A 20489-nucleotide genomic window follows, 5' to 3' on the forward strand; every position below is an offset into this window, starting at 1 on the left:
CTGGTCGTCGCCGTGCTGTGCGCGGTCGCCGCGGTGAGCGTCGCGCTCGGGTCGCGCGTCCACCCGGTGCGCGCGAGCATCGACGCGCTGCTGGTGCCGGCCCCCGCGAACGTCGGGTACGCCGCCTTCCTCATCACCCTCGCCGCCGGCGTGCACAACCGGAAGCGGATCACGTTCTGGCTGCTGGCGGCGGTGTTCGCGGTGCAGGGGCTCTACGACGCCTTCGTCCTGTCCGACGTCGGCGAGCGCGGCTCCGAGGCGCACGAGCTGCGACTGCCCTTCCACGGCGTGGCGGCCGCGGCGACCAACCTGGTGGTGACCGCGGCGCTGCTGGGCCTGCTGTGGCTGGCGCGCGGCGAGTTCCGCGCCCGGGTCCAGCGGGCGAGCCTGCCCAAGGCGCTGGCCACCCTCGGCGTCCTGCTCGTCGTGTCCACCTTGCTCGGCTGGGGCCTGGTCGAGCTGTTCCCGGGCTCGATCGGGCCCGGCGTGCAGCGGCTGGAGTACAGCGGCCGGACCGTGCTGGGCGGCGCGTTCGCCTTCGACGTGGACCGGCACGGGCGCGCCCCCGGCTGGATCAACCTGGTCCTGGGCACCTTCGGCGCGATCGCGCTGTTCGCCGCCCTCTTCGCCCTGCTGCGCTCGCAGCGGATGATCGCCTCGCTGGACCCGGACGAGGAGCGCACGGTGCGCCGGCTGCTGGCCGAGCACGGGGAGCGGGACTCGCTGGGGTACTTCGCCACCCGCCGCGACAAGGAGGTCATCCTGTCGCCGTCGGGCCGCTCGGCGGTGACCTACCGGGTCGTCTTCGGCGTCTCGCTGGCCAGTGGTGACCCGCTGGGCGACCCGGACTCGTGGACGCCCGCGATCGAGGCGTGGCTGCGCGAGGCGCGGGAGTACGCCTGGACGCCGGCCGTGATGGGCGCCGGCGAGGAGGGCGCGACCGCGTACGCCCGGGCCGGCCTGCGGGTCATCGAGCTCGGCGACGAGGCGGTCCTGTACGTGCGCGACTTCGACCTCGAATCGCCCCGGCTGCGGCAGGTGCGCCAGGCGGTGCACCGGGTCGAGCGGGCGGGGTACACCGTGCGGATCCGCCGCCACGCGGAGATCCCCGCGGACGAGATGGCCCGGATCATCGAGCTGGTGACGCGCTGGCGGGACACGGAGACCGAGCGCGGCTTCTCGATGGCACTGGGCCGCCTGGGCGACCCCAACGACGGCCGCTGCGTGCTGGTCGAGGCCTACGACGCGAACGGGCGCGAGGTCGCGGTGCTGTCCTTCACCCCGTGGGGCGCGGGCGGGCTGTCGCTGGACCTCATGCGCCGCGACCGGCAATCCGACAACGGGCTGATCGAGTACATGGTGGCGACCCTCATGCGCCAGGCGCAGCGCATCGGCGTGCACCGGGTGTCGCTGAACTTCGCGGTGTTCCGCGCCGTGTTCGAGGAGGGCGCGCGGATCGGGGCGGGGCCGGTGCTGCGGCTGTGGCGGGCGATGCTGCTGGTGGCGTCGCGCTGGTTCCAGCTGGAGTCGCTGTATCGCTCGAACGTGAAGTACAACCCGCAGTGGGTGCCGCGCTTCCTGTGCTTCGAGGACGTGCGGGACCTGCCGAAGGTCGGGCTGGCCTCCGGCCTCGCCGAGGGTTTCGTGGTCGTACCGCGGCTGCGCACCCTCCTGCGCCGCGGCTCGGCCGTGCCCCTGGCCGCCGACCGCCGCGAGCTGATCATCACCGGGGAGGAGCTCACCCCTCCCCCGGTCATCGACACCCGCAAGCGCCCCGAGCAGGTGCGGATCCGGCTGGCGAAGCTCGACGCGCTGCGGGCGGCGGGGATCGAGCCGTACCCGCCGGGCTTCCCCCGCACCCACAGCGTCACCCAGGTCCGCGCCGCCCACCCGGACCTCGCCCCCGACCGGCGCACCGGCGAGCGGGTCGCGCTCGCCGGCCGGGTCGTGCGGCTGCGCGACCACGGCGGCCTGTGCTTCGCGACGCTGCGCGACTGGACCGGCGACCTGCAGGTGGTCCTGGCCGGCCGGCCTGAGTTCGCCGCGACGGTCGACCTCGGCGACCACGTGGGCGTCGCCGGCGAGGTCGGCACGACCAGACGCGGCGAGCTGTCGGTGTTCGCCGAGGCCTGGGAGCTGACCGCGAAGTGCCTGCAGCCGCTGCCGGACAAGCACAAGGGCATGGCCGACCCGGAGGCGATGGTCCGTCGTCGCCACGTCGACCTGATCGTCAACCAGCCCGCCCGCGACATGGTGCGCACGCGCTCGGCGGTCACCTTCGCCCTACGCAAGGCCCTGCACGGCCACGCGTACGTCGAGGTCGAGACCCCCGTCCTGCAGCCCATCCACGGCGGGGCGAACGCGCGCCCGTTCATCACCCACAGCAACGCCTACGACATGCGGCTCTACCTGCGCATCGCGCCGGAGCTGTACCTCAAGCGCCTGGCGGTGGGCGGTGTCGAGCGCGTCTTCGAGATCGGGCGCAACTTCCGCAACGAGGGCGTGGACGCGACCCACAACCCCGAGTTCACGATGCTGGAGGCCTACCAGGCGTACGGCGACTACACGAGCATGCGGGGCCTGGTCCGCGAGCTGATCCTGGCGGCCGCGGGCGACGAACCGGTGCTGCGCCGGGACTTCGCCGGGGCCGAGCAGGTCGTCGACCTGCGCGACGAGTGGCCGGTGGTGCCCGTCTACACCGCGGTGTCGAGCGCCGCGGGCACCGACGTGACCCCGGACGCGACCGTCCCCGAGCTGCGCACGCTCGCCGACAAGCTGCACGTCGCCTGGCAGGACACCTGGACGCACGGGCAGCTGGTGCTCGAGTTGTACGAGCACCTGGTGGAGGGCGCCACGGTCCGTCCGACCTTCTACACCGACTTTCCGGTCGACGTCTCCCCGCTGACCCGCCAGCACCGCGACGACCCGCGCCTGGCCGAGCGGTGGGACCTGGTGGCGTTCGGCATGGAGCTCGGCACCGCGTACACCGAGCTGGTCGACCCCGTGGAGCTGCGCGCGCGGCTGACGGCGCAGTCGCTGCGGGCGGCGGCGGGCGACCCGGAGGCGATGGAGCTCGACGAGGACTTCCTGGACGCCTTCGAGTTCGCGATGCCGCCCAGCGGCGGGCTGGGGCTGGGCGTGGACCGCCTGGTGATGCTGCTGACGGGCCGGACGATCCGCGAGACCCTGCCGTTCCCCCTGGTCAAGCCCGGTCGCGCCCGCTAGCGGGGCCGGCTGGGAGCTGGAGCGCTTCACTGAGGGTAGTCGATCCGTCACGGCTTGGCCGTGGCGGGGCATGGCTAGACTTGAATCAGTCAAGGTTGTTTAGCGCGCGGCGGATAGGAAAAAGACCGCGAATGGCCGATGAGAGCCCCACCCTCGATCTGCTCGAGCGGCTGGCCGCCGCTCCCGATCGGATGACGTTCGAGGCCCTGTGCCGGCAGCTCGGGCTGCCCGAGAGCGTGTTGCGCGGGCGGCTGGCGCAGCTGGTCGCGCGGGGCTGGGTCGAGACGGACGCCGACGGAGCGTCGTTCGGCATCGGCGTGGGGGCGCTGCGGCCCGGCAGCGCGTATCTGTGGGGTGACCGCACCGCGCGGCTCGCCGGGCCGATCCTGTCCCGGCTGCGCGACCAGCTCGACGAGTCGGTGCGGCTGGTCCGCCTCGACGGCACGGCGATCGTCTGCCTCGCCAGCCGCGAGGCCTCGCACGACCTGGCCGGCTCCCTGGTGGGGCGGCGGTTTCCGGCCATCTCCGCGGCGAGCGGCCGGGCGATCCTGGCCTGCCGCGACACCGCCGAGGTCGAGGCGATCGTGGACGCGGGCGTCGAGGCGCGGACCGCGGACTCGGTGGTGGAGCGCGCCGAGCTGGATGCGGCGCTCGCCGACTGCCGGGCGCGCGGCTGGGCGTACGAGCGCGGCGAGCTGGTGCCCGGCATCGGCTGCATCGCGGTCGCGGTCCGGGCGGGCGGGCTGCCGGTGACGGACTCGATCAGCTGCGGGATGCCGCTGTCACGCCTGACCGACGAGCACGCCGAGGACGTCGCCGCCGGTCTGGTGCGCGCCGCCGCCGAGCTGGCCGGGGCCCAGCACGGCTGAACGCCCGCGGCGACGATCAGTTTCGTCCCGCTCGTGGCGCTGCGCTTCGGCGGGATCGTGGAGCGCTTCGTGGCCGGCGAGAGCGACGAGATGCTGCTGCAGGTCTCGGCCGCGGTCGGCGCGTTCCCGCTCGGCATCGCGCTGCCCGGCCGCTGGCGCACACCGCCCGGCAGCTGCTGACCCCGCTGCGGGACCTGTTCGCGGCGGTCTTCTTCGTCTTCTTCGGCCTGCGGACCGACCCGCGCGCCGCCGCCGATGCTCGGCATCGCCGCGGTGCTCGCGCTGTGCGGGGTGCTGTCGAAGCTCACGACCGGATGGATCGCGGCGCGGCGGGCCGGGGTGGCGCTGCCCGGGCGGGTACGCGCCGGGCGGCCCTGCTGCCGCGGGGCGAGTCGGGCCGCTCGCCGCCGCGTACGTGCTCATGCTGGCGGTCCTGGGCCCCATCACGGCCCGCGCCGCGGAGCCCCTGGCGCGGCCGCTGGCCCGCCGGCGCACGAAACCCGCGGCGTAGGGCGCTCCCGGCCGACCGAACGGCTGGGAAATATGCCCGAAATACGGAATTTCCCTCATCTGCCCGGATTTGCGCAGACCAGCGTGTTTGGCTCACGTCGGAGGTGCCACGGCAGCGCAGCCGTGGCGGACGACGGGGGATCACCATGCTCAACCACAAGCGGATGCTGCCCGTGATCGGCGCGGCCTCGCTCCTGGCGACGCTCATCGGCGCGCCCGCCCACGCCGCGGACTCGGGCCACGGCCCGGGTGGCGGCAACGGCGGCGCGACCTTCAGCCCGGCGAAGCCCACCAAGGGCAAGCCCGCCGCGCTGCCCTGCCGGGAGCTGACCGTCAACGGCGGCTTCGAGTCGCCGCGGCTCGGCGGCAAGGACTACATGCAGTTCGACGAGGACGACGTGCCGGGCTGGCGCACCGACGACCCGGCCGGCAAGATCGAAATCTGGGGCGGCAACATGGGCGTCGCTCCCCGGTTCGGCAAGCAGTTCGCCGAGATCAACGCGACCGGCCAGGGCAACTCGATCTACCAGGACATCAAGACCAAGCCGAACACGAAGATCTACTGGTCGTTCTGGATCCGGGCCCGGGACAGCTCCGGCGGCAAGGACGTCGACGCCACGCAGATCCACTTCGGCCGCACCCCGCGCAACGACGGCCAGGTCAACGGCGTCGGCTCGGCGTACGCCTACTCCAACTCGTCCGACGACGCGCGCTGGAAGCGGCTCTACGGGTGGTACAAGACCGGGCCGATGCAGACCTCGACCCGGGTCACGCTGACCGCGATCGACAGCGCCTCGACCGACGAGGGCTACGGCAACCTGGTCGACGGGCTGACGATCACCGAGAGCCCGAACTGCATGTAATTTCGCAGCGGTACCGCATGACGCCGGTCGGAGCCCACGCTCCGGCCGGCGTCGTGCTTTGTGTCAGGGGCGTCAAGGGTGGGTGAACTTGCTCGCACTACATAAGACACTTCTATAAGCACGTGATACGAATTGAGTATGCCCGCTGCTCGTACCGCATTGGATCCTGCGCGCCTGACGGTCGCCGTCGAACGGCTCTTCAGCCTCCTGCGGCAGGGCAACCCTCCGAACGACATCAGCCTCACGGCCGCCTCGACGCTGCGGCGACTGGAGCGCGAAGGACCGCGGCGGCTCACCGAGCTCGCCGCCGCGGAGGGCGTCACCCAGCCCGCGATGACCCAGCTCGTCCAGCGCCTCGAGCGAGAGGGGCTGGCCGAGCGGGCCGCCGACCCCGCCGACGGGCGGGTCGTGCTCGTCCGGGTCACGCCGGCCGGGGTCGAGCTGCTCGACCGGCGCCGCGCGGTGCGCGCCGAACACGTCGCCGCCCTGCTCGTGGACCTGTCGGAAGAAGAAGAGGCGCTGATCGCGGCTGCGCTGCCAGCGCTGGAGAGGCTCGCCAAGTGACCGACACTCTTGAAGCGTCCGGCGCCAGCAAGTCCGGCTTCCGGGGCGCATTGTCGGGCGGCAAGGACCACCCGCACTACAAGTGGGTGGCGCTGTCCAACACCACCCTCGGCATGCTGATCGCGACGATCAACTCCTCGATCGTGCTGATCTCGCTGCCGGCCATCTTCAACGGCATCCATCTCAACCCGCTCAGCCCCGGCAACGTCTCCTACCTGCTGTGGATGCTGATGGGGTACATGCTCGTCAGCGCCGTGCTCGTGGTGACCCTGGGCCGGCTGGGCGACATGTACGGCCGGGTGCGCATCTACAACCTCGGCTTCGCCCTGTTCACCATCACCTCGATCGCGCTGTCGCTCGACCCGTTCGACGGCGCCGGCGGGGCGCTGTGGCTCATCGGCTGGCGGGTGCTGCAGGCCGTCGGCGGCGCGATGCTCATGGCGAACTCGGCCGCGATCCTCACCGACGCGTTCCCGGCCGCCCAGCGCGGCATGGCCCTGGGCGTCAACATCGTCGCCGGCATCGCGGGCTCGTTCATCGGCCTGGTCCTCGGCGGCCTGCTGGCCGAGTGGAACTGGCGCGCGATCTTCTGGGTCAACGTGCCGATCGGCCTGATCGGGACCGTGTGGGCGTACCGCAGCCTGCACGACACCGGACTGCGCCGGCCCGGGCGCGTCGACTGGTGGGGCAACGTCACGTTCGCGCTCGGCCTGACGGCACTGCTGGCCGGGATCACCTACGGCATCCAGCCGTACGGCGGGCACAGCCAGGGCTGGACCAACCCGTGGGTGCTGACCGGCCTGATCGGCGGCGTGGTGGTGCTGGCGATCTTCACCTGGATCGAGCGCCACGTGTCCGAGCCGATGTTCCCGCTCGGCCTGTTCAGGATCCGCGCGTTCGCCTCCGGCAACGTCGCGGGCCTGCTCGCCTCGATCGCCCGCGGCGGCCTGCAGTTCATGCTCATCATCTGGCTGCAGGGCATCTGGCTGCCGCTGCACGGGTACTCCTACGAGTCCACGCCCCTGTGGGCCGGCATCTACCTGCTGCCCCTGACCGTGGGCTTCCTGGCCGCGGGCCCGATCTCGGGGCACCTGTCGGACAAGTACGGCCCGCGGCTCTTCGCCGCCTCCGGCCTGATCATCATGGCCCTGTCCTTCGGCGGCCTGCTCATCCTGCCCACCGACTTCTCCTACTGGGCCTTCGCCCTGCTGGTCTTCCTCAACGGCCTCGGCGGCGGCCTCTTCGCCGCGCCGAACACGTCGCTGATCATGTCCAGCGTCCCGGCCCACCTGCGCGGCGCCGCGTCGGGCATGCGCGCCACGTTCCAGAACGCCGGCATGGTCCTGTCCATCGGCGTATTCTTCTCGCTGATGATCGCGGGCCTGTCCGGCTCGCTGCCCGGCTCGCTCAGCAGCGGCCTGACCGCCCAGGGCGTCCCGGCCGACGCGGCGGGCACGATCGCGAACCTGCCACCGGTGGGCACGCTGTTCGCGGCGTTCCTGGGGTACAACCCGATCCAGTCCCTGCTCGGCCCCCAGCTGCTGAACCAGCTCCCGGCGGCGAACGCGGCCACCCTGACCGGCCGGGAGTTCTTCCCGCACCTGGTCTCGGGCCCGTTCCACGACGGCCTGGTGATCGTCTTCTGGCTGGCGATCGGCATGTCCCTGATCGGCGGCCTGGCCTCCCTGATCAAGCCGGCCAAGCACCAGATCGGCGAGACCGCGCCCCAGACTCCGGCCGCCCCCTAAGGGCATCGTCTCGGCACTTCGCCGAGCACGCCGGCCCCAGCCCGGTGACTGGGGCCACGCTGCGGCCGCCGCGGCCCCGGCATCTGGCCCTCTAGCCCCTCCTGTGGGAGGCGCCGCACGGTACTGCCACGGACCGCGCGGCGCTGCGGACGGGCCGGACACCCTTCCCGGGTGCCCGGCCCGATTCGTGACCGGCTCCGGGCGACATGTCGGATTTTTCGCCTGGCAGGTCATAAATCCGACAGAAGCGACTGGGGTGGGCCTGGCGCCGCTTCAACCATCCAGCCCGTCCCGCTGACGGCGGAGGAAGGCCTGCTCGACCGCGTTGTCGCAGAGGGACAGGGCGCGCTCGTAGGCGGCGCGGGCGGCCTCGGTGTCGCCGAGCCGGCGCAGCAGGTCGGCGCGGGCGGCCGGCAGGTAGTGGTAGGCCGCCAGGCGGGGGTCCTCCTCCAGCGCGTCGAGCAGGGGCAGGGCCGCCGCCGGCCCGTCGAGCATCGCGATCACCACGGCCCGGTTCAGGGCCACCACCGGCGAGGGCCAGGCCGCCAGCAGCAGGTCGTACACGGCGCGCAGCTGGCTCCAGTCGGTCTCGGCGTAGGTCGGGGCCTCGGTGTACAGGGCGGCGATCGTCGCCTGCAGCGCGAAGCGGCCCGGGCGGCCGCCGCGCAGGCAGGCCCGGACCAGCCGCAGGCCCTCGGCGATCCGGTCGGCGTCCCACCGGCCGCGGTCCTGCTCCGGCAGCAGCAGCATCCGGCCGTCCGGCGCGACCCGCGTCGCCCGCCGGGCGTCGTGCAGGAGCAGTAGCGCGAGCAGGCCCACGGCCTCACGCTCGTCGGGCATCAGGGCGCAGAGGGTCCGGGCCAGCTCCAGGGCGCGGTCGACGAGGTCGTGGCGGAGCAGCGCGTCGCCGGTCGGGGCCGTGTGGCCGGTGGTGAAGACCAGGTGGACCACGGTCAGGACGGCGTCGAGGCGGTCGGGAAGCTCGCCGGACTCCGGCACGCGGTACGGGATCCGGGCCGCGGCGATCTTCTTCTTGGCCCTGGTGACGCGGGCGGCCATGGTCGGCTCGCTGACGAGGAAGGCGTGGGCGATCTCGGCGGTGGTGAGGCCGCAGACCAGGCGCAGCGTCAGGGCGATCTGGGCCTCGCGGGCCAGCGCCGGGTGGCAGCAGGTGAAGACCAGGCGGAGGCGGTCGTCGGGGAACGGATCGTCGCTCTGCGGCGTATCCGGCGCATCCGGTACGACCAGTAGCGGCAGTTTCGAGCGCAATGTCGCCGCCCGCCGGTGGGCGTTGAGGGCGCGACGCTGGGCCGCCGTGGTCAGCCAGGCGCCGGGGTTGGCCGGCACGCCCTGACGCAGCCAGGCGTCCATGGCCGAGACGTACGCGTCCTGCACGCACTCCTCGGCCAGGTCCAGGTCGCGCGCGACGCGCACCGTCGCGGCGAGCACGCGGGCCCACTCGCGACGGTGCGCGTCGGCGATCGCCGACCGGACCCCGTCCGCATTCGCACCGGCGGCGTTCATGTCACCCGCTCTACTCGAAGATCATCACCGGACGTACCTCGACGCCGCCGAAGCGGGCCGGGCAGAGCTTGGCGATCTCCAGCGCGTGATCGAGGTCCTTGGCGTCGATCAGGTAGTACCCGCCGAGCACCTCCTTGGTCTCCACGAACGGCCCGTCGGTGACCACGTCGCCGCGGATCGACGTCGCCGTCGTGGTCTCCCGCAGCGCGTTGCCGCCGACGAGGGTGCCGCCGAGCTCGCCGACCTGCCCGGCGAAGCGGTTGTGGGCGTCCATGACCTCCTGGAGCAGGCCCGGGTCCGCCTCGGCGTAGCCGGCCTCGTCCTCGTAGATCAGAATCAGGTACTGGGCCATCACGGGCTCCTCAATGACGAAGTTGTCTCCTGACACTCCTACGTCAATCAGGCCGCCACGGAATCGACAACGCGGCCGGATTTTTCTTCGGAAGGACTCCGGCGGGTGTACAACAGCGCGCCGGCCGCGATCACCAGCGTCCCGAGCACGTACCAGCCGGTGACGATCATCAGGCCCACGGACGCGACCAGGGCCGCGAGCGCGCACCGGCGGGCGGCGGAGCTGCGAGGCAGGAGCTTGACGGCGGCGGCGGAGCCCATGAGGTACACCAGAACGAAGCACCCGCTGGTGAGCAGCACGAGCGCACGGGTGCCGGTCCCGGTCGCGGCGACGACCGCGAGCGATACGGCGCCGAGCAGCGCGACGACCAGCAGGCTGCGGCGGGGCACCGCGCCGGGGGCGGCTCCGCGGGCAAACCAGGCCGGCAGCGCACCGTCGCGGCCGAGCGCGGCGCCCAGTTTCGCGGCGCCGGCGTAGTACGCGTTCATGGTGCCCAGCGTGAGCAGCACCGCGGCGCCGGCGGCGATGGTCCGGACCTTGCCGCCGACGCCGATCGCGAGCAGCTCGGCCAGCGGGGCCCCGCCGGACCCGGCGGTCATGGCCGGGCCGAGCACGGCGATGCTGGCGGCGGCGATCCCGAGGTACAGCACCGCGACCACGACCAGGGCGATCGCGGTGGCCCGGGGCAGGTCGCGGCCGGGCCGGCGGAAGTCGGCGGCCAGCGACGTGACCGCCTCCCAGCCGGCGAAGCCCCAGACCAGCACCGCGGCGGCGGGTCCGATCGCCCACCAGCCGTGCGGGGCGAACGGGTGCAGGTTGGCGGCCCTCGCGTGCGGCCACGCGGTCAGGGTCGCGGTGAGCAGCAGCGCGACGAGCAGGGCGGCGAGGCCGAGCTGGAGGCGGCCGGAGACGCGCACACCGCCGAGGTTGCCGATGGTCACGGTGAGCATCAGCCCGGCTGCGGTGAGCAGGGTCGTGCGGGTGCCGCCGCCGAGGGCCGCGGCGACGTACGCGCCGCCGAACAGCGCCGCGGCCGGGGCGCCGACCGGGACGGCGAAGTAGAACGACCAGCCCACGACGGCGGCGGCGCGACGGCCGAACGCGGTGCGCGCGTAGGTGGCGACGCCACCGGCGTCGGGGTAGCGGGCGCCGAGCGCGGCGAAGGTGGCGGCGAGCGGCACGGACAGCACGACCAGGGCGGCCCAGGCGAGCAGCGACGCGGGGCCGGCGATCTGGGCGGCCAGCGCCGGCAGGGCGATCACGCCGGTGCCGAGCACGGCGCCGATGGACAGGGCCGCGCCCTGCGGAACGGTCATCACGACAAAGATCCTCATGCCGTACCGCGGGAAGCGGCGAGTGGCAGGAATGTCGTTCTGCGATAGATTCCTGCCATGACGCGGGAGCCCGGCCGCCGGCACGTCGTCGGCGTCGCCGTCACCGAGAGCATGCCCGTCTTCGAGCTGGCGGTGCCCTGCGAGGTGTTCGGCATCGACCGCGCCGACCTCGCCGATCCGTGGTACGAGCTGCGGTTCTGCGCTTCAGCCCCGGGCCGGCACCCGGCGCGTTCGGGGCTGAGCGTCGACGCGCCGCACCCGCTGTCGGCGCTGCCGGAGGCGGACACGGTGATCCTGCCCGCGTTCGCCCGGGCCCGGCAGGTCGAGCCGCCGGACGACCTGGTCGCGGCGGTGCGGGAGGCGCACGATCGCGGACGGCGGATCGTGGCGATCTGCACGGGGGCGTACGTGCTGGCGGCGGCCGGGCTGCTCGACGGGCGCCGCGCGACCACGCACTGGATGAACGCGTTCGACTTCGCGCAGCGCTACCCGCGCGTGACGTTCGACCCGGACGTGCTCTACACCGAGGAGGGCGACGTCTTCACCTCGGCCGGCACGGGCGCGGCGATCGACCTGTGCCTGCACCTGGTCCGGCTCGACCACGGCGCCGCGGTCGCCAACGAGGTGGCCCGGCGGATGGTGGTGCCGCCGCACCGCGACGGCGGGCAGTCGCAGTTCGCCGCGCCGCCGCCGCGCCCGTGGGTGCACGACGGCCTCGGCGGGGCGCTGGAGTGGGCCCGGCAGCGCCTCGACCAGCCGCTGACGGTGGCGGACCTGGCGCGGGAGGCGCGGCTGAGCCCGCGCACGTTCGCCCGGCGGTTCCGCCGGAGCGTGGGCACGAGCCCGCTGCAGTGGCTGGTCGGGCAGCGGGTCCGGCTGGCGCAGGAGCTGCTGGAGACCACCGACGACTCCATCGAACGGATCGCGCGCCGGACCGGCTTCGGCACGCCGGCGAACCTGCGCATCCACTTCGCCCGGCAGACGAGCGTGACCCCGACGACGTACCGCCAGGTCTTTCACCGCTGACCGGGTCAGCCCTGCAGGGCCAGCGCCACCTCGCGGTAGCGGGACACGGTCACCAGGTGCACACCGTCGAAGGCGCCGCTTGCGCGCAGTGCCTCGACCTGCTCGCAGGCGGCCGCGACGCCGGCGCGCGGGTCGGCCTGGACACGCTCGACGAGCGCGGGCGGGATGTCGATGTCGGGGATCATGGCGGCCAGGCGACGGGCCATGGCGGCGCTGGTCAGGACGAGCACCCCGGCGTACACCTTCTGGGTCAGTCGCTGCTCCTCGCGCCAGCGCAGGAGCGCGTCCGTGTCGAAGCACATCTGCGCGAAGACCACGTCGGCCTCGCGCTTCCAGGCCGGCACCCGGCGCAGGGCCGCCGCGACGCCGATGTGCGGCGGGTGAAGCCCGGGCGCTCCCCCATCGCGCGGGCCTCGGCGATCATGGTGCGGACGGTCAGGTCGCCGGAGCGCAGACCGGCGGCCGGCTTGTCGCCGTGCACGAAGAGGAACTCGTCGACGCCGTACGCCGCGGCGGTGAGCAGGTCGCGGTGGAAGCCCAGCAGGTTGCGGTCACGGGAGTTGAGGCAGGCGATGCTGCGCCCGCCCATCGCGGCCACCTCGTGCGCCACGGCGATGCTGGAGACCGTGGCCCGGCCGATGTGGTTGTCGGGGATGAGGAACGCGTGCGCGACCGGGGCGAGCACCCCGATCTGGTGCCGCACGTGGCGGATGTCCGGCCGCGTCGGCGGCTCGATCTCGCAGACGATCTCGAACGCGTTGTTGTTGCCCATCCCCGAAAACCTAAGGCCTGTCCATAACTGATGGTTGGTGCCCCGAGCTATGAAGCAGTCCGGTGTTTGCGCCTCGTCGTTCCGGTGTGGTCCGGCACAGCGACTGTGCCGGTCTCATCCCGGGGTTGTCGAGGGCATCGTTCCGATACTTCGCCGAGCACGCCAGCCCCAGCCGACGTGGCTGGGGCTGCGCTGCGGCCGTCGCGGATCGGCATCTGGATGATGCGGTGCCGGGACGGTGGTGTCCGGTTGACTCGGCAGGGCCCCTTGCGGCCCCGGGCAGTGCGTCAAGCAACACCAGCATACGGCCATGTGGCCTTACGAGCAACCCGTCGCTACGCATTCACGAACAGAACCTAGCCGTTCAGCACGGGATGAGCTCGGTACGGCGGACTCGCACGCGGGTGCCGTCCGTGAGGGTGACCTCGACCCGGCCCACGGCGTCGGTGTCGCCGAACGCGTAGATCTCCTTGCCGTCGTGCTCGGCCAGCTCCGCGTGGTTGGGCCGAAGCACCCACTTCAATTCCGGCGATTTACCCGATTTACCCATTTCGCCCACCCCCTCGGCGACCTACGGTACGGGCTGCGACCCGCCCGGCACGCCAAGCACGCCAGGCGGGTCGCGAAAAATCTCAGTCCTCGCGGGTGAGCTGCTCGCGCAGGCCGCGCAGCGCGCCGGCCAGCAGCCGGGAGACGTGCATCTGGGAGATGCCCAGCTCCGCGGCGATCTGCGACTGGGTGAGGTTGCCGTGGAAGCGCATCGCGATGATCTTCCGTTCCCGCACCGGCAGCCTGGCCAGCAGCGGGCGCAGGGCCTCGCGATTCTCCACGTTGCGGATGTCGGGGTCGTCGCCGCCGAGCAGGTCGCCGAGGCCGTAGGCCCCGCCGTCGCCAGCGTCGCCGACCGGGGCGTCCAGCGACAGCGCGCGGTACGCCTGCCCGCAGTCCAGCCCCTCGATGATCTCCTCCTCGCTCACGCCCAGCCGGGCGGCGAGGTCGGCGACCGTCGGCGAGCGGCCGAGGTCCTGGGCCAGGTCACCGGAGACCTTGCCGATCTCCAGGCGCAGCTCCTGCAGCCGGCGCGGGACGCGCACGTCCCAGCCCTTGTCGCGGAAGTGGCGCTTGAGCTCACCGACGATCATCGGGATCGCGTAGCTGGTGAACGCCGCGCCGCGGCCGGGGTCGAAGCCGTCCACGGACTTGATCAGCCCGAGGTTCGCGACCTGGACGAGGTCCTCGAGGTGCTCGCCACGGTTGCGGAAGCGGCGGGCCAGATACTCGGCGAGCGGGATGTACAGTTCGATCAGCCGGGCGCGGACGCGGTCGCGGTCGGTGCCCGCCGGAAGGTCGGCGAGCAGCGACAGCAGCGCCTTGGCCCGGGCGTCGGTTTCGCGGTTGGCGCGGGTTCGGGTCTCGTGTTGTTGCACGTCGCCGCTCAGGACGTCAGAACTCATGACAGGGTTCAGCCTTTCCATCCGGTACCGCACGACCGGCGCCACGGCACTCCGAAACGGTCGGGTTTGCGTGGGGTACGAGCGGGAAACCCTGCGGTTGCAGGCAGGCGCGCCCGAAATCCGATCGAGTGACGCTCACAGCGCCCATGTCTTGAGCGCCGGCGCAGCCCTCCGGGGCCGCCGCTTTCTGGACGGACCCGGCCGCATGGGGATATGTCACCCAGGCGAGGCGGGACGCCTCCACCTTACAAGAACTTGCCGCACGGCATAAGACGAGGGGCGCGTTCGCACCCGGCACCCCATATTGTTGCGCTCATGTCGATCGATGCCACGGTCCCGAACGTCGCGCGGATGTACGACTACTACCTCGGCGGCTACCACAATTTCGCCGCCGACCGGGAGGCTGCCGAGAAGATCCTGGCGATCTTCCCCGACACGCCGGCGGCCGCGCACACGAACCGGCGGTTCATGCAGCGCGCCGTGCGACACCTCACCCAGGCGGCCGGCGTACGCCAGTTCCTGGACATCGGCGCCGGCCTGCCCACGCAGGGCAACGTGCACGAGCACACCGACGGCCGGGTGGTCTACGTCGACAACGACCCGGTCGCCGTCGCACAGGCCCGCACACTGGTCAAGGACGACGAGCGGGTCTCGGTCGCCCTGGCCGACCTGCGCGAGCCGGAGGCACTGCTGGCCGACCCCCACGTCTGCGGCCACCTGGACCTCGCCGAGCCGGTGGCGATCATGCTGGTGTCGATCATGCACTTCGTGCCCGACGAGGCTGACCCGTGGAGCCTGATCGCCCGTCTGCACGACGCAACAGCCCCGGGCAGCCACCTGGTGGTCTCGCACCTGACACTGGACGGAGTCGACGCGGCGCCGGCCGAACAGGGAACGCAGGTCTACCGCACGTCGAACGCCCCGATAGTCCCGCGCACGCACGCCCAGATCCAACGCTTCTTCGACGGCTACGAGATGCTCAACCCCGGCCTGGTCTGGGCCGGCCAGTGGCGCCCAGCGCCAGGCGAAGACACCACGTCACACGGCTACGGCGGCGTCGGCGTCAAGCACTGACCCCAGGCACTCGTCCCCGGCTCACCTCCCGCAACGGCAAAGGCGTCGCGTCGCGTCGCGTCGGCGTCGGCGTCGGCGTCGGCGTCGGCGTAAAACGCTCAACCCCGGACGCGGCCTACGTCGGCGTCCGCGTCAAACGCTGATCCCCAGCACTCGTCCCGGCCACTCGCGCACCGTCGTCGGCGTCGGCGTCAAACGCTGATCCCAGTACTCCTCCCCGGCCCCTCCCCCGTCGTCGTCGGCGTGAGCGCTGATCCCCCGGCACTCGTTCCCGGCCCCCGTCCCGCGTCGGCGTCGGCGTTGGCGTCAAGCACTGATCCTCAGCGCTCGTCCCCGGCCCACAGCCACGGCCCACTCGGCGTCGGCGCTGATCCCTGGCTCTCGTCCCCGGCCCCTCCCGCACCGTCGTCGCCGTTCGAGCGGCGCCGCCACCGCCGTCGCCTTCGCCGCCGTCAAGCACTGATCCCCGGCGTTCGCGTCAAACGCTGATCCCCGGCATTCGTTCCCAGCCCACGGCCCGGATGGGTCGCTGACCACAACCGGACAGCGGCCAACCGGCTGCGCGCACTGCTCCGAAGTCCTCCCGCAGGCGGTTCGACAGCTCGGACCGCCACGGATGTGGGAGGACCACGCAGATGCGAATCGTTTCCGTCCTGCGGGCCGGGGCCGCCACGCTGGTGGCCGCCGGCGTCGCGCTGGCCGGCCTGGGGCCGGTTTCCTCGGCCGCGTCGAGCCACCGGGAGGCGCCGCTCATCGCCGCCGACCCGGCGGTCGACAACACCGACCTCTACGCGTTCGTCAGTCCCGAGCGCGCCGGCTACGTCACGTTCGTCGCCAACTGGCAGCCGTTCTCCGACCCGGACGGCGGCCCGAACTTCTACCCCTTCGCCACCGACGCCGTGTATCTCATCAACGTCGACAACGACGGCGACGCCAAGCCCGACGCGGTGTTCCGCTGGACGTTCAGCAATGTCGACAAGCGCGGCGGCAACACCTTCCTCTACGCCAACGGGCCGGTCACCTCGCTCGACGACGAGAACCTGCTCTTCCGCCAGACCTACACCCTCGAGTCGTCCTTCCACGGCGAGCCGTTCAAGACCCGGGTCTCGGGCGCCCCGGTCGCCCCGTCGCGGGTCGGACGCGCGACGATGCCCGACTACGCGAAGCTGCGCGCCGATGCCGACAAGCGCCTGCCGGGTGGCTGGAACGTCTTCGCCGGGCAGGCCGACGATCCGTTCTACCTCGACCTGCGGGTGTTCGACCTGCTCTACGGCGGGGATCTGAGCGAGGTCGGCCGGGACACGCTCGCGGGATACAACGTCAACACCATCGCCCTGCAGGTGCCCTTCACCGACGTGGCGCTGAAGGGCGACCCGAAGCGCAACCCGGTCATCGGCGTGTGGAGCACCACCGAGCGCGCCAGGACCAGGCTCAGCGGCCCGTCCGCGTCCGGCGACATCCGCACCGCGGAGCGCGTCCAGGTCTCGCGGCTGGGCAACCCGCTGGTCAACGAGGTGGTCGTGCCGGCCGGGCTCAAGGACGCGTTCAACGCCATCGGCCCGGACCAGGACGCCTGCATCCCCGCCGTCGTGCAGCGGGTCAACGATCCGGAACTGCCGAAGCTCATCGAGGGCATCTACAAGGTGCCGGCCCCGGCGACCCCGCGCACCGACCTCAGCGAGATCTTCCTGACGGGCATCACCACGAAGGCCGGCGGCCCGATCAAGGCGGATCTCAACTCGCAGCTGAACAACGCCGACGTCGATCCGGCGAACTTCCGGCCGTCGGAGATGCTGCGGCTCAACCTCGGCGTCCCGGTCACCGCGCAGCCGAACCGGCTCGGGGTGCTCGGCGGTGACCTGCAGGGTTACCCGAACGGCCGCCGGCTCACCGACGACGTCGTGGACATCTCGCTGCAGGCGGTCGAGGGGGCCGCGGTGACCGGCAGGCTCGTCGACGCCCTCGCCGCCGGCGACAAGGTCGACGCGAACGACAACGCCTTCTCCGGCTCGTTCCCCTACGTCGCGCTGCCCAACAGCAGTCGTGCCTCGTCCGCGCCGGCCTCCTCCGCGTCCTCGTCCGTGTCCCCGAGCGCGTCCCAGGCCGCCGAAGCCCTCAACCCGACGCCGTCGGCCTTCGAGTCCGGCACCGCGATGACCGCGGTGACCGTCGGGACCTCCGCGCTGGCCACCGGGCTCGGCGCCGCCCTGTTCCTCGGCTGGTGGCGGCGGCGCCGCTCCCCGCTGTCCTGACCCGTTCCCCGGGGCGGGCCCGCGGGCCCGCCCCGGCACCTGCCAAGGAGGCAAGCGATGCGACTCCGCACGATCCTGACGGTGACGCTGGCCGCCGCGCTGCTCTTCGGGCTGGGCGCGGTCGCGGGGCGCCCCACCGCCGTGTCCACGTCCTTCACCGCGGCCCCGCCCGAGGCGAAGCTCCCGGCGACGATCGCCGCCTACCAGCAGCGGCTGCGGGAGGTCCCCGGCGACTGGACGACCTGGGCGGCCCTTGGCTCCGCCTATCTGGAGCAGGCCCGGGCCGCCGCGGACCCGTCCTACTACCCCAAGGCCGAGGGCGCGCTGCGCAAGTCCCTGCAGGTGCGGGCCGGCAACGCGCTCGCCCTCGCCGGCCTCGGCGCCCTGGCCAACGCCCGGCACGACTTCGCCGGGGCCAGGTCGTTGGCGCAGCAGGCGCTGTCCGCCGACGCGTTCTCCGACACCGCCTACGGCGTGCTGGCTGACGCCGAGACGCAGCTCGGGCACCCGGCCGAGGCCACCGACGCCGTGCAGCACATGCTCGACCTCAAGCCGGGTCTCGCCTCCTACACCCGAGCCTCCTACGACCTGGAGCAGCACGGGCGGCGCACCGACGCGGCCGAGCTCATGCGGCGCGCGCTCGCGGCCGCCACCGAGCCTGCCGACATCGCGTTCTGCCACCAGCACCTGGCCGCGCTGGCCTGGGCCGCGGGCGACGTGGCGACCGCGGCGCGGGAGGTGTCGCTGGGACTGGCGGCCGACGACGGCGTCGTCGGCCTGTGGCAGCTCAAGGCCCGCGTCGATGCCGCCTCCGGCGACCTGGACCGGGCGCTCGCGGATCTCGACAAGGTCGTCGCCCGCGCCCCGACCGTCGACGCCCTCGTCGAGCAGGCCCGAATGCTGACCGCCGCCGGCCGCGACCCGGCCCCGGCGCTCAAGCTCGCCGAGGCCGCCCACCAGCTCTTCGTCGCCAACGGCGGCACCGACGACCTGGGCGCCTCCGCGCTCGCCATGGCCGCCGGGCGCCCCGCCGAGGCGGTGGCGATGGCCGAGCGGGAGTGGGACCGCCGCCAGTTCGCCGAGGTCGCCGACGCCGTGGCCTGGAGCCGCAACGCCGCCGGCCGCCCAGCGGAGGCGCTGCCGTTCATCCAGCGGGCCGAGGCGCTCGGCCGGCTCGACCCGACCATCGCCTATCACCACGGCATGATCGCGCTCGGCACCGGCGACCGCGTCACCGCGAAGCTGCAGCTGCAGCTGGCGCTCTCGCTCAACCCGCATTTCTCCCCCATCGACGCCCCGGCCGCGCTGCGGGCCCTGTCCTCCCTGGAGCCGTGATGCGGCGGGTCTCACTTGTTATGGCGTTTCTGGTGGCGGTTTTGGTTCTGTCCCCTGCCGCCGCGAGCGCACATCCGCTCGGGAACTTCTCCGTCAACCAGCTCACCGCGCTGACGTTCACCCCGTCCCGGGTCGGCGCCGCCGTCACCGTCGACTTCGCCGAGCTGCCCACCCTGCAGCAGCCGTCGCTGGACGCCGCCACGGAGTGCGCCGCCTTCAACGCCGCCTTCGCCGTCCGCATCGCCGGCGGGCCGCTCCGATTCACCGTCGACGCGTCGTCCGTCTCCTACTCCGACGGCGCGGCCGGGCTGCGGACCAGCCGTCTGGAGTGCACACTGTCCGCACCGGCCGACCTGTCCAGGTCCGCCGTCGCCGAGGTGACCAGCCGCTACCGCGACGATCGTGTCGGATGGCGCGAGCTGACCGCGGTCGCCGAGGGCGTACACCTCGTGTCGTCACCGCTGCCGACCGCCAGCCGGACCGACGGTCTGCGCACCTACCCCGAGGACCTGCTCAGCTCCCCGCCCGACGTCCGCTCGGCCCGCCTGGCCGTCGAGCCCGGCGGTTCCACGGTGGCCTCGTCACCGCCGCCCGGGCCGTCGCCGCTGCCGTCATGGCTTTCCGCCGCCGAGGAGCGCCTGCGGGGCTGGGCGGCGAGCCGGGAGCTCACGCCGTTCGCCGGGATTCTGGCCGTACTGCTGGCGCTCCTGCTCGGCGGGGCGCACGCCGCCCTGCCGGGCCACGGCAAGACGGTGATGGCGGCGTACCTCGCCGGGCGCCGGGGCCGGCCGCGGGACGCCCTCGCGGTCGGGGCGACCGTCACGCTCACGCACACGGGCGGGGTACTCGCGCTCGGCCTGCTGCTCACGTCGGTCGCCGGCCTGGCGGGCGAGACGGTCCTGGGCTGGCTGGGCGTGGTGAGCGGCCTGCTGGTGGCGCTCATCGGAGCGACGATGCTCCGCCGCCGCACTCATCCGCACTCCCACTCGCACGACCATCACCACGCCGGCCACGCCCATCCGGCGGGCCCGAGCCGCTGGTCGATCATCGGCATGGGCGTGGCCGGGGGCCTGGTCCCCAGCCCGTCCGCCCTGGTGGTCCTCCTGGGCGCGATCGCCCTGGGCCGGACGTGGTTCGGTGTGCTGCTCGTCCTGTCGTACGGCGCCGGCATGGCCGCCGTACTGACCGCCGCAGGCCTGGTGCTCATCCGCGTCCGCGACAGCTGGCCGACCCGCTTGCGCCCCGGCCCGAGGCTGGCCCGGTTCGCCCCGACCGGGACCGCCGCACTGGTACTCCTGGTCGGCTCGGCCCTGGCCGTGCGCTCCTTCGCGGCGCTGTGAACGGGGGCAGGCGGCGATGGGCGGCGGGCGGTATTGTGTGGGTGGGCAGTGCGCCTGCCCGAGCCTTGCCCGGCCGCCCACGCCGACCGGGCCCGAGGCCAAGAGGCTCCGACTCAGCGCACCGGTCTGGGCACGCTCGATGCTGCCCGGCGGATGCATTCGCCGTCCGATCGGTGCGAGCGTGGGTCGACGCCGGAGGACTCGACATGGCCGACCAGGACCACACCCAGCACCCCACGACCCCGGT

Annotated in this window: 18 protein-coding genes; 11 read left to right on the top strand and 7 right to left on the bottom strand. The window is 72.9% G+C overall.

Translation table 11 applies throughout. From position 1 onward, the window contains the following. The first annotated feature begins 12 nt into the window (after window positions 1-12). The 6 genes from lysX to ACQPY0_RS39765 all read left to right on the top strand — a co-directional run bounded on the left by lysX (window position 13) and on the right by ACQPY0_RS39765 (window position 7779). Entirely contained in the window at window positions 13-3225 is a 3213-nt protein-coding gene (lysX, locus tag ACQPY0_RS39740; protein WP_432995548.1) for a bifunctional lysylphosphatidylglycerol synthetase/lysine--tRNA ligase LysX, read from the top strand. A 131-nt stretch (window positions 3226-3356) separates the two neighbouring features. Next, on the top strand, window positions 3357-4094 hold the full coding sequence (locus ACQPY0_RS39745) for an IclR family transcriptional regulator (protein ID WP_432973088.1): 738 nt from the start codon (window positions 3357-3359) through the stop codon (window positions 4092-4094). Window positions 4095-4127: 33 nt separating this feature from the next. Then, a complete protein-coding gene (locus tag ACQPY0_RS39750; RefSeq protein WP_432973092.1) occupies window positions 4128-4274 on the top strand; it encodes a hypothetical protein in 147 nt (48 codons plus the stop codon). Window positions 4275-4750: 476 nt separating this feature from the next. Beyond that, window positions 4751-5467, top strand: a complete 717-nt coding sequence (locus tag ACQPY0_RS39755) for a hypothetical protein (RefSeq protein WP_432973095.1) — start codon at window positions 4751-4753, stop codon at window positions 5465-5467. A 138-nt stretch (window positions 5468-5605) separates the two neighbouring features. Further along, window positions 5606-6031: a MarR family winged helix-turn-helix transcriptional regulator gene (locus ACQPY0_RS39760; RefSeq protein ID WP_432973098.1), complete on the top strand. Its 426-nt coding sequence runs from the start codon at window positions 5606-5608 to the stop codon at window positions 6029-6031. Beyond that, window positions 6028-7779, top strand: a complete 1752-nt coding sequence (locus tag ACQPY0_RS39765; RefSeq protein WP_432973101.1) for an MFS transporter — start codon at window positions 6028-6030, stop codon at window positions 7777-7779. The genes ACQPY0_RS39760 and ACQPY0_RS39765 overlap by 4 nt, the downstream gene beginning before the upstream one ends. A gap of 273 nt (window positions 7780-8052) precedes the next feature. Here ACQPY0_RS39765 and ACQPY0_RS39770 read toward each other — a convergent pair whose 3' ends face one another. The 3 genes from ACQPY0_RS39770 to ACQPY0_RS39780 form a co-directional block, all read right to left on the bottom strand. Then, window positions 8053-9228, bottom strand: coding sequence for an RNA polymerase sigma factor (locus tag ACQPY0_RS39770; protein WP_432995550.1), 1176 nt, complete (start codon window positions 9226-9228; stop codon window positions 8053-8055). A gap of 85 nt (window positions 9229-9313) precedes the next feature. Then, a complete protein-coding gene (locus ACQPY0_RS39775; RefSeq protein ID WP_432973104.1) occupies window positions 9314-9655 on the bottom strand; it encodes a YciI family protein in 342 nt (113 codons plus the stop codon). A 47-nt stretch (window positions 9656-9702) separates the two neighbouring features. Continuing rightward, complete coding sequence (locus ACQPY0_RS39780; RefSeq protein WP_432973107.1) at window positions 9703-10971, bottom strand: APC family permease; 1269 nt, start codon at window positions 10969-10971, stop codon at window positions 9703-9705. A 75-nt stretch (window positions 10972-11046) separates the two neighbouring features. Here ACQPY0_RS39780 and ACQPY0_RS39785 point away from each other — a divergent pair, with 75 nt between their 5' ends. Further along, the gene (locus ACQPY0_RS39785; RefSeq protein WP_432973111.1) at window positions 11047-12015 is read left to right on the top strand and encodes a GlxA family transcriptional regulator; all 969 of its coding nucleotides are present in this window, start codon (window positions 11047-11049) and stop codon (window positions 12013-12015) included. Between the two features lie 5 nt (window positions 12016-12020). Here ACQPY0_RS39785 and ACQPY0_RS39790 read toward each other — a convergent pair whose 3' ends face one another. The 4 genes from ACQPY0_RS39790 to ACQPY0_RS39805 form a co-directional block, all read right to left on the bottom strand. Further along, the gene (locus ACQPY0_RS39790) at window positions 12021-12317 is read right to left on the bottom strand and encodes a methylenetetrahydrofolate reductase (RefSeq protein WP_432973114.1); all 297 of its coding nucleotides are present in this window, start codon (window positions 12315-12317) and stop codon (window positions 12021-12023) included. Next, a complete protein-coding gene (locus tag ACQPY0_RS39795; protein WP_432973117.1) occupies window positions 12266-12787 on the bottom strand; it encodes a hypothetical protein in 522 nt (173 codons plus the stop codon). The genes ACQPY0_RS39790 and ACQPY0_RS39795 overlap by 52 nt, the downstream gene beginning before the upstream one ends. A gap of 364 nt (window positions 12788-13151) precedes the next feature. Beyond that, on the bottom strand, window positions 13152-13310 hold the full coding sequence (locus ACQPY0_RS39800; RefSeq protein ID WP_432973120.1) for a hypothetical protein: 159 nt from the start codon (window positions 13308-13310) through the stop codon (window positions 13152-13154). A 109-nt stretch (window positions 13311-13419) separates the two neighbouring features. Next, entirely contained in the window at window positions 13420-14241 is an 822-nt protein-coding gene (locus tag ACQPY0_RS39805) for a SigB/SigF/SigG family RNA polymerase sigma factor (RefSeq protein WP_432973123.1), read from the bottom strand. A gap of 315 nt (window positions 14242-14556) precedes the next feature. On the opposite strand from ACQPY0_RS39805, the gene ACQPY0_RS39810 reads away from it, so the two are divergent. The 4 genes from ACQPY0_RS39810 (at window position 14557) to ACQPY0_RS39825 (ending at window position 20242) form a co-directional block, all read left to right on the top strand. Further along, a complete protein-coding gene (locus ACQPY0_RS39810; protein WP_432973126.1) occupies window positions 14557-15315 on the top strand; it encodes an SAM-dependent methyltransferase in 759 nt (252 codons plus the stop codon). Window positions 15316-15950: 635 nt separating this feature from the next. After that, complete coding sequence (locus tag ACQPY0_RS39815) at window positions 15951-17567, top strand: DUF4331 domain-containing protein (protein ID WP_432973129.1); 1617 nt, start codon at window positions 15951-15953, stop codon at window positions 17565-17567. A 57-nt stretch (window positions 17568-17624) separates the two neighbouring features. Further along, the gene (locus tag ACQPY0_RS39820; RefSeq protein ID WP_432973132.1) at window positions 17625-18902 is read left to right on the top strand and encodes a hypothetical protein; all 1278 of its coding nucleotides are present in this window, start codon (window positions 17625-17627) and stop codon (window positions 18900-18902) included. Between the two features lie 32 nt (window positions 18903-18934). Beyond that, on the top strand, window positions 18935-20242 hold the full coding sequence (locus ACQPY0_RS39825; RefSeq protein WP_432973135.1) for a nickel/cobalt transporter: 1308 nt from the start codon (window positions 18935-18937) through the stop codon (window positions 20240-20242). The last annotated feature ends 247 nt before the right edge of the window (window positions 20243-20489 follow it).

This window comes from Dactylosporangium sp. CA-233914 (genome assembly GCF_050942935.1).
Taxonomy (GTDB): Bacteria; Actinomycetota; Actinomycetes; order Mycobacteriales; family Micromonosporaceae; genus Dactylosporangium.